The following is a 12,570-nucleotide window of genomic DNA, read 5'->3' on the forward strand; positions in this document are numbered from 1 at the left end:
TTCCCGGGGTCGTGGCACGGGCACGGATACCCGCTCACTTGGTGACGCTGCGGAGTGTGACGGTACATCCCGCCCCCGTGTCAAACGGGAAAAGCCCACAACGGCCACTCGAACGGTAACCCGACTACCGCCATTCCTGCCGCCCGGAGTCCCCGGTCGCCCTCTGGCCCCTGTCCGGAGCGTGATGCTCCGATTACCGGAGGGATGCCTTCAGAGGCGGGTCAGGCAGTACGCCCCGAGGCCCAGCGCGATCACCGCGGCGAGGCTCGCGAGGGTCGCCGATGCGACCTGACTCACACCCTGGGCGACGGGTTCGCCGCGCCGGAGCCGGATGCCGGTCCACACCAGCAGCGCGCCTCCGAACAGGGCGAACACCGCCCCCGCGAAGATCGCAGGTCCGCTCTCCATGGCCCGTGCGCCCCTTCCCTGCCGTTTCCCTGCCGCCCGTGACTGCCCAGCGCCCGGAGACTGGCACGGGCGGGCGGCGGCTGGGAGGCCGACGGGCGAAATCGAGGTGAACGAGCGGCCGGGGTCCACTCGAACATCCGATCTGCGGACGAGGGGCGGACCGGCGACGGACCGGCAGTGGATCGGCGGTGGATCGGCGGTGGATCGGCGACCGACCAGCGACGAACCGCCACGCGAACGTTCCGACCAGATTTTTCCGGCCTTTTTCTTCTCCCGGCGTGTCTCGCGGGCCGCAGGGCACGTCTTCCGGCCCGTCAGACCGCCGGCTCCAAGAACCCCTGCTCCACCAGCAGCCGGATCTGGGCGGGCGTGCGGTCGCGCAGCAACACCGGATCCTCACCCGTCAGTTGCGCGATGGCGTCGAGAATCCGCCCCGCGCTCAGCGTGCCGTCGCACACCCCTGCGAACCCGGCGCCCACCGTGTCCACCTTGGTCGCGCGGCGCATCCCGCGGTGCTGACGCAGCACCACGTGCTCCGGGTCCTCGGCGCCGGGCAGCCCGACCTGCTCCTGGACCACCTCGACGGCGAGCCTGAAGTGGTCTTCCAGGAGGTCCGCGTCGTCGTGGTCACGGAGGTAGTCGAGGCGGTCGAAGTGCGCGCGGATCGCCTCGCCGAGCGGCTGTTCGATCGGATGCGGCCACTCCTCGACGGTGACCGAGGGCACGGCGGCGCCGGTCCTGTGCAGCGTGATCCAGCCGAATCCCACCCCCTTCACCTTGCGTGCCTCGAACTCGTCGAGCCACGCGTCGTACCGCGCCTGGTACTCCACCGGGTCGCCGCGGTGGTCGCCGGAGTCCCGGAGCCACAGCTCGGCGTACTGGTTGACGTCCTGCACCTCGCGCTGCACGATCCACGCGTCGCAGCCGCGCGGCACCCACGACCTGACCCTGTCCTGCCAGTCCTCCCCCGCGACGTGCTGCCAGTTGGCGAGGAACTGCGCGAACCCGCCCTCGTTCAGCCGTTCCCCGGCCTGTTGAACGAGCGAGCGGCACAGATCGTCCCCGCTCATCCCGCCGTCCCGGTACGTCAGCCGGGCTCCCGGCGAGATCACGAACGGCGGGTTGGACACGATCAGGTCGTACGTCTCCCCCTCCTTCACCGGCTCGAACAGCGAGCCCTCGCGCAGGTCGGCCGCCGGTGCGCCGGAGAGCGCCAGCGTGAGCGCCGTGATGTGCAGGGCGCGCGGGTTGAGGTCCGTCGCCGTCACACGCGTGGCGTGCTGGGCGGCGTGCAGCGCCTGGATACCGGAGCCGGTGCCGAGGTCGAGGGCGGCGGCCACGGGCGTGCGGACGGTGATGCCGGCCAGGGTGGTGGACGCGCCGCCGACCCCGAGGACGACTTCTTCGTGCCGCTGGCCGATGCCGCCCGCGCCGCCGACGGCGCACCCGAGGTCGGAGACGATGAACCAGTCCTCGCCGTCGGGCCCGCCGTACGGCCGTACGTCCACGGTGGCCGCGACCTCGTCGCCGCCGGCACGGGTCAGCCAGCCGCTGTCCAGGAGGTCGTCGACGGGCAGGACGCCGGCCACGCGCGCGTGCGGCACGGGCTGCTGGAGGAGGAACAGCCGGACGAGCGTCTCCAGCGGCGTGTCCCCGCGGGTCGCCCGCAGCGCGGGCACCGTCTCGCTGCGGGCCAGCGCCGCGTAGGCGGGCGCGCCGAGCAGGTCGAGCAGGCCGTCGGCGGTGAACGAGGAGCCCAGCAGGGCGGTGCGCAGCCGGGCGGCGGCGTCGGGGCGGTCGGAGGCGGGCAGGGTGGCGAGGCCGGAGTCAGTCACGCCGTCCATTGTGGCCCGTGGCCGGGCCCGGCCACGGGCTCAGCACACGGCCGCGGGCCACCGGAGTCGGTACGGCACACCGCCCCCGCTCCCGCCTCGTCCTCGGCCCCGGCGCAGTCCCCGGGGCCCGGTCCCGCCTCGGCTCCCCAGGGCCAGGTCCCGCCTCGGCTCCCCGGGGCCCGGTCCTGCCTCAGCCCGCTGTCGACGAGCTCGCCGAGGCCGACGACGAAGCGGCCGACGACGGAACCGACGACCCGGTCGACGTCGTGGCGGAGACCTTCTTGCAGCTGGCCTGCTCGGCGATCGCGTCCTTGACCTCGCCCTGTTCCAGGGCGTTCAGCGCCGCGGTACCGCTCTTGCTCTGCGCCTCCAGCTGCGTCGTCTGGGAGGCGATGTCCTGGAGACCGGAGGCGAACTTCGCCTGGTTCTTGGTGTCGAGCGCGTCGACCTTCTTCTTCAGGTCGGCGTAGGACGCCGAGAGGCTGTTGAGGGTCGTGACGACGGCCTGCTGGCGCTTGGCGCCGTCGTCCACCCCGGGAGGCGCGCCGGCGCTGCTGATGGCCGCGGCGAGCGCCTTGTAGCCGTCGGACATGTCCTGGAAGGCCTGGGAGTCGGTCTTCTGGATGGTCGCGGCCGAACTCGTGGTGTCCGAGGCCGTCGTGGAGATCGCCTCGTTCGCCGCCTTGATCTTCGCGTCCTGCGCCGGCACCGCGTCGCACACGGTCTTGGCCCAGGCGATCAGCTTCGGGTCGGTGCCCTTGTTGTTGCTGCTGCACCCGGACAGCGCCACTACGAGTACCGCACCGCCGGACAGTGCGGCCGCGAGCTTCTTGTTCACCGGATCGGTCCCTTCCATGGCTCTCGGCCCCCGGAATCTACACGGCGGACGGACAGCACCCTCATGGAAGCACCCATTAAATACGCTTTTGGGTAGATTCGCTCCGGGGAGAGAAGGCTCACGACGAGACGACGCGCACATCCCCGCTCCCAGGCACGAGCGCGCACGAGTGCGCTCCGGCACGCCCCGGCACACTCCGGCGCGCTCCCGCGTGCGGCAAACCGAAAGCGCCCCGGCATACGAAACGGGCGGACGGCGTGTCAGCACGCGCCGTCCGCCCGCTCGTTGACCGGCCCCCTCTCGCGAGGGACCCGGTGGGCGTCGTAAGACCGCCTACGAAACCACCGCGGGATCGGCCGACTTGGCCACCCGTTCGGCGCTGTCCTCGTCGTCGCCGACGGCGATGCCGCGCCGCTTGGAGACGTAGACCGCACCGACGATGACGATCAGCGCGAGGACCGCGACCAGGATCCGGATCCCGATGCTCTTGTCATGGCCGTAGGAGAACTTGATCACCGCGGGCGCGATGAGCAGGGAGACCAGGTTCATGACCTTGAGCAGCGGGTTGATCGCGGGGCCGGCGGTGTCCTTGAAGGGGTCGCCGACCGTGTCGCCGATGACCGTGGCGGCGTGGGCCTCACTGCCCTTGCCGCCGTGGTGGCCGTCCTCGACGAGTTTCTTGGCGTTGTCCCAGGCACCACCGGAGTTGGCCAGGAACACCGCCATCAGGGTGCCCGCGCCGATCGCGCCCGCGAGGTAGGAACCGAGCGCGCCGACACCGAGGGTGAACCCGATGAAGATGGGCGCCATCACGGCGAGCAGTCCCGGCGTGGCCAGCTCGCGCAGGGCGTCCTTGGTGCAGATGTCGACGACCTTGCCGTACTCCGGCTGCTCCGTGTAGTCCATGATCCCGGGGTGCTCGCGGAACTGCCGCCGCACCTCGTAGACCACCGAACCCGCCGACCGCGACACGGCGTTGATGGCCAGTCCCGAGAACAGGAAGACGACCGCCGCGCCGGCGATGAGGCCGACCAGGTTGTTGGGCTGCGAGATGTCCATCGACAGCGTCAACGGGGAGCCCGCACCACTGAGTTTCGCGCCCACGTCCTGCACGTTCGTGGTGATCGCGTCCCGGTACGACCCGAAGAGCGCCGACGCCGCGAGGACGGCGGTGGCGATGGCGATGCCCTTGGTGATGGCCTTGGTGGTGTTGCCGACGGCGTCCAGGTTGGTGAGCACCTGCGCGCCCGCGCCCTCGACGTCGCCGGACATCTCGGCGATGCCCTGGGCGTTGTCGGAGACCGGCCCGAAGGTGTCCATGGCGACGATGACGCCGACCGTGGTGAGCAGGCCGGTGCCGGCCAGCGCCACCGCGAACAGCGCGAGCATGATCGACGTACCGCCGAGCAGGAACGCGCCGTAGACGCCGAGGCCGATCAGCAGCGCGGTGTAGACGGCCGATTCCAGACCGACCGAGATACCGGCGAGGACGACGGTGGCCGGGCCGGTCAGCGAGGTCTTGCCGATGTCCATGACCGGACGCCGGTTGGTCTCGGTGAAGTAGCCGGTCAGCTGCTGGATGACGGCCGCGAGCAGGATGCCGATGGCGACCGCGACGAGCGCGAGGATCCGCGGGTCGCCGTCCTTGGCCCGGATGGCCGCGTCGGAGATCCCGTCGAGGTCGGAGTACTTCCCGGGCAGATAGACGAAGACCGCGATGGCGACCAGCACCAGCGAGATCACCGCGGAGATGAAGAAGCCGCGGTTGATGGCGCTCATGCCGCTGCGGTCGCTGCGGCGCGGGGCGACCGCGAAGATGCCGACCATCGCGGTGAGCACGCCGATCGCCGGCACCAGGAGCGGGAAGGCCAGTCCGGCGTCGCCGAAGGCCGCCTTGCCGAGGATCAGCGCGGCGACCAGGGTCACGGCGTACGACTCGAAGAGGTCGGCCGCCATGCCCGCGCAGTCGCCGACGTTGTCGCCCACGTTGTCGGCGATGGTCGCGGCATTGCGCGGGTCGTCCTCCGGAATGCCCTGCTCGACCTTGCCGACCAGGTCGGCGCCGACGTCGGCGGCCTTGGTGAAGATGCCGCCGCCGACACGCATGAACATGGCGATCAGGGCGGCACCGAGACCGAAGCCTTCGAGCACCTTCGGCGCGTCGGCCGCGTACACCAGCACCACACAGGAGGCGCCGAGCAGGCCGAGCCCCACCGTGAACATGCCGACGACGCCGCCCGTGCGGAAAGCGATCTTCATGGCCTTGTGCGAGACGGCGGTGAGATCCTTTTCCGGTTCGCCTTCCGCCGGAGTGGCTTCCCGGGCCGCCGCGGCGACGCGCACATTGCTGCGCACGGCGAGCCACATGCCGATATAACCGGTGGTCGCCGAGAACGCCGCGCCGATCAAGAAGAAGATCGACCGGCCGGCGCGCTGATTCCAGTCGTCCGCGGGCAGCAGCAGGAGCAGGAAGAACACCACGACGGCGAATACGCCGAGCGTGCGCAACTGCCGGCCCAGATAGGCGTTGGCGCCTTCCTGGACCGCCGCCGCGATCTTCTTCATGCTGTCGGTGCCCTCGCCCGCCGCGAGCACCTGACGCACCAGGATCCAGGCGACCACGAGCGCGGCCAGCGCCACGACGGCGATGACCGCAACCAGGACCCGGTTGTCGTCGGTCAGGACTGCGGCTGCGAGGGTTGTGGGGTGATGGCCCAACTGATGAGGGGTAGAAAGCCCCGCCATTCGTCCTCCTTGACGCTTGGGCTGAGCTCAAGATGTGGACGGATTCTAGGTACCCGCGAGTGATCTAAACAGGGGACGGTAAACGGAATTGGCCTTCTCGTGCTCTTCAGCAAATGATCGAGGTCGCGCCGGGGAACCCGAAAGCGGTAATGCCCTAAAAGCATTGACGGCGACGTTTACTTGATCGAATGAAGGCCCTATTGATCGTGAAAGAATTCACTAAATCCATCACACGAGATCACTGTACGACCAGCCGCAGGTGGCGCGAGGCGCGGACGTGCGGACATGCCGAAGGGCCCCACACAGGGGGCCCTTCGGTACGCAGACGGGGTGACGCGTGGGCGGCTCTCAGGTGAGCGCGACCCCGGGCGGGGTCGTCGGCCAGGTCATGCGGATCAGCCCGCCGTGCTCCCCGGCCGTGACCTCCACGTCGTCCACGAGGCCGCTGATGACCGCGAGGCCCATCTCGTCCTCCTCGGCCTCCACGTCCGCGTCCGCCGTGCCACCGGACGACCGGTCGCCGGGAACGGAACGGGGTGCCTCGTCGCCGACCTCGATGGAGAACTGTTTCTCCTCCTCGATCAGCGCCACCCGTACCGGCTCGGTGATGCCGGCGGCCTGGTGCAGACCAACGGCACGGGAACAGGCCTCGCCGACGGCCAGCCGGACCTCGTCCAGCACGGCCTCGTCCACTCCGGCCCTGCGAGCCACCGCCGCCGCCACCAGTCGGGCGGTGCGGACGTGCTCGGGCAGCGCGCTGAAGCGGAGTTCAACGGTGGCCATACGTCCCCCTCGGAACTACGGGCGTGCGGTGGGGGGCCGGGCCGCCGAAGAACCCGGAACCCCCCGATGAATTGCGTCCGCCGCGGGCACTGCGGCCCGTACACGGCTGCCGGCACGGGCACGCGGGCCCGAACGGGCGGGGGTGACACGGGCGTCCGTACAGCGCTTGGCGCGTGCGAGGACGAGGCCGTGCCGAGGGCCGGCCGGACGGCTCGGACCGATCGGCGGTCCGGGGTACGTCGGCCGGCCCGGGGTCAGTCGGTGGCCGCCACCGCTTCCTCGACCGAGGTGTGGATCGGGAACACCTTGGTGAGGCCGGTGATGCGGAAGATCTTCAGAATGCGCTCCTGGTTGCACACCAGGCGCAGCGAACCCTCATGGGCACGCACCCGCTTCAGGCCGCCGACCAGCACGCCGAGCCCGGTGGAGTCGAGGAAGTCCACGCCCTCCATGTCGACGACGAGGTGGAAATTCCCGTCGTTCACCAGCTCGACCAGCTGTTCGCGCAACTTGGGCGCGGTATATACGTCGATTTCGCCACCGACCTCGACGACCGTACGATCGCCGACTGTACGGGTCGACAGGGACAGGTCCACGGATCCTCCAGCACCTTGCTATCGAGCGGTCGCCCCTCGGGACACCTCGGCTTGCGGCCCCTGGGACGGTTCGCCAGCCGCGATGGCATTCAATCACTTACGGCAGGCGTGCACGACGCCTTGGCCCCATTGTCCGTCATGCCAGTGACACACTCGGTCCCGATGGCCATAAATCACCGATCCGATCGACCGCCGGTTCCGGCCGTGTCCGGGTTCTCTCCGGGCACGGTCCTGGACCGGCTCGCCTCCGGGCCGAGCCGGGCTTCGCGCATCACTCATACGGAGCACTTGCCCCCGCGGGCGGGTCGGCATGCCGTCTGGCCTGACCGGATTCGTTCGGAGGTCGTCGCGGCCGTCCAGGCGTGCGGCATCGAACATCCCTGGGAACACCAGGCACTGGCCGCCGAGCACGCCCTGGACGGCGACTCGGTGGTGGTCGCCACCGGCACCGCCTCCGGCAAGTCCCTGGCCTACCTCGTACCCGTCCTGTCCACCCTCCTGGACGGCTCCGAGGCCGCCAACGGCCGCGGCGCCACCGCCCTCTACCTGGCGCCCACCAAGGCACTGGCGGCCGACCAGTGCCGTGCTGTGAAGGAACTTTCACAACCGCTGGGAAACTCGGTCCGCCCCGCGGTCTACGACGGCGACACCCCCTACGAGGAACGGGAGTGGATCCGCCAGTACGCCAACTACGTACTCACCAACCCGGACATGCTGCACCGCGGGATCCTCCCCGGGCACGCCCGCTGGTCCTCCTTCCTGAAGTCGCTGAAGTACGTCGTCGTCGACGAGTGCCACACCTACCGGGGCGTCTTCGGCTCGCACGTCGCCCAGGTGCTGCGCCGCCTTCGCCGCCTGTGCGCCCGCTACGGGGCCTCCCCGGTCTTCCTGCTGGCCTCCGCGACCGCCGCCGAGCCCGCCGTGGCCGCCGGGCGCCTGACCGGCCTGCCGGTCGTGGAGATCGCCGACGACGCCTCCCCGCGCGGCGAGCTGGTCTTCGCCCTCTGGGAGCCGCCGCTGACCGAGCTGCACGGCGAGAAGGGCGCCCCGGTCCGCCGTACCGCCACCGCCGAGACCGCAGACCTGCTGACCGACCTCGCCGTGCAGGGGGTGCGCTCGGTCGCCTTCGTGCGCTCCAGACGCGGCGCGGAGCTGATCGCCGTCATCACCCAGGAACGGCTGGCCGAGGTCGACCGTTCCCTCGCCCGGCGTGTCGCGGCCTACCGCGGCGGCTACCTCCCCGAGGAGCGGCGCGCCCTGGAACGCGCGCTGCACTCCGGGGAGCTGCTGGGACTTGCCGCCACAACGGCCCTGGAGCTGGGTGTGGACGTCTCCGGGCTCGACGCCGTACTGATCGCCGGGTACCCCGGTACGAGGGCCTCTGTGTGGCAGCAGGCGGGTCGCGCGGGCCGCGCCGGGCAGGGCGCCCTCGCCGTCCTGGTCGCCCGTGACGACCCGCTGGACACCTTCCTCGTCCATCATCCCGAGGCCCTGTTCGACCAACCGGTGGAATCGACCGTCCTCGACCCCGACAACCCGTACGTCCTCGCCCCGCACCTGTGCGCCGCCGCGGCCGAGATCCCGCTCACCGACGACGACCTCGACCTCTTCGGTCCCGCCTGCAAGGAGCTGCTGCCGCAGCTGGAGGCCGCGAAGCTGCTGCGCCGCCGGACCAAGGCCTGGCACTGGACGCGCCGGGAGCGGGCCGCCGAGCTGACCGACATCCGCGGCGAGGGCGGTCGCCCGGTGCAGGTCGTGGAGGCGGGCACGGGTCGCCTGCTCGGCACGGTGGACGCGAGCGCCGCGCACTCCACGGTCCACGAGGGCGCGGTCCACCTGCACCAGGGCCGCACCTACCTGGTGCGCTCCCTCGACCTGGAGGACTCGGTGGCCCTGGTCGAGCAGGCCGACCCGCCGTACTCCACGGTCGCCCGCGACACCACGGCCATCTCCGTCCTGGAGACCGACGTCGAGGTCCCCTGGGGCGACGGCCGCCTCTGCTACGGCTCCGTCGAGGTCACCAACCAGGTGGTCTCCTTCCTGCGCCGCCGGCTCATCACCGGCGAAGTGCTGGGCGAGTCCAAACTCGACCTCCCTCCCCGTACGTTGCGCACCCGCGCGGTGTGGTGGACCGTCACCGAGGACCAGCTCGACGAGGCCCGGATCAACCCGGAGATCCTCGGCGGCGCCCTGCACGCCGCCGAGCACGCGTCCATCGGCCTGCTCCCGCTCTTCGCGACCTGCGACCGCTGGGACATCGGCGGGGTGTCGATCCCGCTGCACCCCGACACCCTCCTGCCGACCGTCTTCGTCTACGACGGCCACCCCGGCGGCGCCGGCTTCGCGGAGCGCGCCTTCCACACGGCCCGCACCTGGCTGACGGCGACCCGGGAGGCGATCGCGGCGTGCGAGTGCGATGCCGGGTGCCCGTCCTGCATCCAGTCCCCCAAGTGCGGGAACGGGAACGAGCCGTTGCACAAGCGGGGGGCGGTGCGACTCCTCACGGTGCTCTTGAGGGGGGCGCCGGAGTAGGCAGTCGGGTCGGTGCAGGCCGGTGGGGGCTGGTCGCGCCCACGCGGCGGAGCCGCAAATGTCACAGCCCCGCGCCCCTTTGGGGCGCGTTGCAGGCGTCGCTCGCCGGAAAGACTGCCGGGCCTGCTCTGGCCCTCACCTCCGCCGCGAACGGTCCCGCACCCGACGCTGCCGAGACATCCGAGACGTCACCGACGATCACACATCGCGTCAGCCGCGTGTCCTGGGTCCGAGCAACCCGGTCGGCCCGCGCGCAGGCCGCCGCCGTCCCCTCGGCCCAGTGGTCGGCCGCGGCGAGCGCGGCCATGTCGGCGCCTCCCGCCGCGCGATGCCGGACGACCACGGCGTGCCCCAGTCCCAGCACCACCCCGAACACCACACACAGCACGGCGATCGCACCGACGCTCCAGACTGTGGCGGCCCCCCGGTCGGGCGCCCCGTAGGGGCGCGGGGCTGTGACATTTGCGGCTCCGCCGCGTGGGCGCGACCAGCCCCCACCGGTCCGCAGCCGACGAGCGACCACCGCACGCCCCCTCACGCCCCCTCCGCCAACGCGACCGCCGACTCCCGCAGCTCGAACGGCAGCGCACCCAGCACCGGCGGCCTCGCCACCACCGTCACCCGTACCTCGTCACCCTCCCGGCCCACCGTCACCGTCGCCCCGTCCGGCGCCGCCTCCTTCGTCACCGCGATCACCGCGTCCTCGGCGTCCTGCCGCGCCGCGGCCCGCGCCCCGGTGCGGGCGGCGTCCACGCAGCGGATCTGGGCGGCCACCACGAGCAGCCCCCACACCAGCGCCATCGTGAACGCCACCAGCACCGGCAGCACCACGGCCGCCTCCGCGGTCACGAACCCCCGGTCCGCCCCGCGCCCCCGGTCACATCCGCGCACTGAGGGCTCGTTTCACGATGGCCTGGAGCTCCGCGCTGACCTGCCCGCTCGTCACGACCGCGTAGAGGACCGCCGCGAACCCGACGGCGGCGATGATCCCCATCGCGTACTCGGAGGTGACCATTCCGGCGTCCCGGCGCCCCAGCTTCCACATCTTCCAGTACATTTCGCGCATGTCGACTCCCTCGAACTCGCTCTGTCTTGACTTCGGTTGGATCTGACTTCAGTTCCTGTCGGTGGCCCGCCTGTCGTGCCCTTCAGCCACCACCCCCTCGCAGCAACCCGCCCGCGAGTCCGATCACCACGGGCAGCACACCGACCGCGATGAACGCGGGCAGGAAGCACAGCCCCACCGGCGCCGAGATCAGCACGGCCGCCCGTCGGGCCCGTGCGGTCGCGCTCCTCGCCCATTCGGCCCGGGCGTCCGAGGCGAGCCGGGCGACGGGGGCGGCGGCCGGCATCCCGGACTCGTCCGCGCGTGCCAGCAGCCGGGCCAGGGCGGCGGCACCCGGCAGTCCCGCCAACCGCCGCCAGGCGACGGCCGGTTCGCCGCCCAGCCGGACCTCCGCCGCGCCCCGCGCCAGCGCCTCCCCGACAGGCCCGCCGAGTGCCTCTCCGACGGCCTGGGCGGCGACCACCGGACCGGCCCCGGCGGCGATGCAGGCGGCCAGGAGATCCGCGGCGAGCGGGAGTTGACGTGCGGCCTCGGCCGCCTCCGCCTCGGCCGTCCGGTCGGTGCCGCCCGCCCCGCTCCGCCACCGCCACAGCCCCGCCGCGACGCCCAGGCCCAGCAGCGCCCCGACGACCCCGCCGACCAGCACCCAGCCGCCGCACGCCACCCCGACAACCGGCAGCCAGCTGCGGACGGCACCGCCGACGGCGGAGTGCTTCTCCCCTCGCTCCAGCAGCTCCAGCCGCTCCAGGCCCAGCAGTTCGGCCACCTTGCGCCGGGCCCAGCGCCTGCGCCTGGCCCGCTCCAGCCGCCACGCCGACCAGCCCAGGGCCACCAGCACCGCGACCGCCACCCCCAGCCTGTGGACAACCTCCGCGCTCATGCCGCCTCGGCTCCTCGCACGATCCGGGCCGCCCACCACATCCCGGCGCCCTCGAACACCGCGCCGACGGCCAGGCAGCCCAGGCCCGCCCCGGTGTGCAGCAGCACCCGCAGCGGGTCGGCGCCCATGGCCGAGCCGAGCAGGAGGCCGAGGGCGGGCAGCGCGGCGAGCAGCACCACGGTGGCCCGGGCACCCGACAACTGGGCGCGCAGGTCGGCACGTTGATCGCGCTCGGCGCGCAGGGCGGCGTCCAGGCGGTCGAGACCGGCCGCGAGTCCGGCGCCCTGGTCGACCGCCACCCGCCAGCAGGCCGCGAGCCCCAGCAGGCCGTCGGCACCGGGCTGCCGCGCCGCCGCCGCCAGCGCCCCCGGCACGTCCCCGCCGAAGCGGGCCGCCGCGACCACGGCCGGCCGGGCCTCGCCGAGCCCGCCGGAGTCCCGTGCGGCCCGCAGCAGCGCCTCACCCGGCTGCCGTCCCGCGCGCACCTCCCCGGCGAGCGCCCCGCACAGCGCGATCACCGCGTCGGCGCGCGTCTGCCGGGTCCGCCGCGCCTGTCGGGCCAGCCGCACCCGGCGCAGCACCGGCACCCCGGCCGCCCCCGCGAGGGCCGGAAGGACCGAGGCGGCGAGGAGCGCGAGCGCGACACCGGCGGCCAGGGCCCACCACTCACCCCGCCAACGGCCGCGCAGCCGCCGTAGTTCCCCGAGCGCCTGCTCCCAGGAGGGCGGCCCGGTGGTCACCACCCCACCCCCGGCGAGCAGCAGCCGCGTCCGCCGTACCTCGCGGTGCCGCTCGGCCAGCAGCCAGGCCATGACCCCACCGCACACCAAGGCCGCACCGATCGTCGTCTCGCCCGTCTCACCCATCACACGAACCCCTTTCAAGTC

Annotated in this window: 12 protein-coding genes; 1 reads left to right on the forward strand and 11 read right to left on the reverse strand. The window is 72.2% G+C overall.

Annotation, left to right across the window (positions count from 1 at the left end; genetic code table 11):
• Nucleotides 1–210 precede the first annotated feature (210 nt).
• The 6 genes from AB0D74_RS28710 to bldG form a co-directional block, all read right to left on the reverse strand.
• A complete protein-coding gene (locus AB0D74_RS28710) occupies nt 211–408 on the reverse strand; it encodes a hypothetical protein (protein WP_362593087.1) in 198 nt (65 codons plus the stop codon).
• A gap of 314 nt (nt 409–722) precedes the next feature.
• Nucleotides 723–2,252, reverse strand: coding sequence for a class I SAM-dependent methyltransferase (locus AB0D74_RS28715; RefSeq protein WP_362593090.1), 1,530 nt, complete (start codon nt 2,250–2,252; stop codon nt 723–725).
• A 181-nt stretch (nt 2,253–2,433) separates the two neighbouring features.
• Nucleotides 2,434–3,081 carry a small secreted protein gene (locus tag AB0D74_RS28720; protein WP_362593093.1) on the reverse strand — a complete coding sequence of 216 codons (648 nt, stop codon included), beginning with the start codon at nt 3,079–3,081 and terminating at the stop codon, nt 2,434–2,436.
• Between the two features lie 333 nt (nt 3,082–3,414).
• Nucleotides 3,415–5,826 carry a sodium-translocating pyrophosphatase gene (locus tag AB0D74_RS28725; RefSeq protein ID WP_362593096.1) on the reverse strand — a complete coding sequence of 804 codons (2,412 nt, stop codon included), beginning with the start codon at nt 5,824–5,826 and terminating at the stop codon, nt 3,415–3,417.
• Nucleotides 5,827–6,174: 348 nt separating this feature from the next.
• Nucleotides 6,175–6,609, reverse strand: a complete 435-nt coding sequence (locus tag AB0D74_RS28730) for an ATP-binding protein (RefSeq protein WP_362593099.1) — start codon at nt 6,607–6,609, stop codon at nt 6,175–6,177.
• Nucleotides 6,610–6,863: 254 nt separating this feature from the next.
• Nucleotides 6,864–7,205 carry an anti-sigma factor antagonist BldG gene (gene bldG / locus AB0D74_RS28735; protein ID WP_010986038.1) on the reverse strand — a complete coding sequence of 114 codons (342 nt, stop codon included), beginning with the start codon at nt 7,203–7,205 and terminating at the stop codon, nt 6,864–6,866.
• Nucleotides 7,206–7,367: 162 nt separating this feature from the next.
• Here bldG and AB0D74_RS28740 point away from each other — a divergent pair, with 162 nt between their 5' ends.
• Nucleotides 7,368–9,737 carry a DEAD/DEAH box helicase gene (locus tag AB0D74_RS28740; RefSeq protein ID WP_362593103.1) on the forward strand — a complete coding sequence of 790 codons (2,370 nt, stop codon included), beginning with the start codon at nt 7,368–7,370 and terminating at the stop codon, nt 9,735–9,737.
• Nucleotides 9,738–9,798: 61 nt separating this feature from the next.
• Here the strand turns inward: AB0D74_RS28740 and AB0D74_RS28745 are convergent, their stop codons facing one another.
• The 5 genes from AB0D74_RS28745 to AB0D74_RS28765 all read right to left on the reverse strand — a co-directional run bounded on the left by AB0D74_RS28745 (nt 9,799) and on the right by AB0D74_RS28765 (nt 12,549).
• Nucleotides 9,799–10,131, reverse strand: coding sequence for an Rv3654c family TadE-like protein (locus AB0D74_RS28745; RefSeq protein ID WP_362593244.1), 333 nt, complete (start codon nt 10,129–10,131; stop codon nt 9,799–9,801).
• A gap of 140 nt (nt 10,132–10,271) precedes the next feature.
• Nucleotides 10,272–10,586, reverse strand: a complete 315-nt coding sequence (locus AB0D74_RS28750; protein WP_362593106.1) for a TadE family type IV pilus minor pilin — start codon at nt 10,584–10,586, stop codon at nt 10,272–10,274.
• Between the two features lie 28 nt (nt 10,587–10,614).
• On the reverse strand, nt 10,615–10,803 hold the full coding sequence (locus tag AB0D74_RS28755) for a DUF4244 domain-containing protein (protein ID WP_362593109.1): 189 nt from the start codon (nt 10,801–10,803) through the stop codon (nt 10,615–10,617).
• 82 nt (nt 10,804–10,885) lie between these two features.
• The gene (locus AB0D74_RS28760; protein WP_362593113.1) at nt 10,886–11,683 is read right to left on the reverse strand and encodes a type II secretion system F family protein; all 798 of its coding nucleotides are present in this window, start codon (nt 11,681–11,683) and stop codon (nt 10,886–10,888) included.
• On the reverse strand, nt 11,680–12,549 hold the full coding sequence (locus AB0D74_RS28765; RefSeq protein ID WP_362593116.1) for a type II secretion system F family protein: 870 nt from the start codon (nt 12,547–12,549) through the stop codon (nt 11,680–11,682). Before AB0D74_RS28765 ends, AB0D74_RS28760 begins: the two co-directional genes overlap by 4 nt.
• Between the last annotated feature and the right edge of the window lie 21 nt (nt 12,550–12,570).

Source organism: Streptomyces sp. NPDC048278 (assembly GCF_040652195.1).
Classification (GTDB): domain Bacteria; phylum Actinomycetota; class Actinomycetes; order Streptomycetales; family Streptomycetaceae; genus Streptomyces.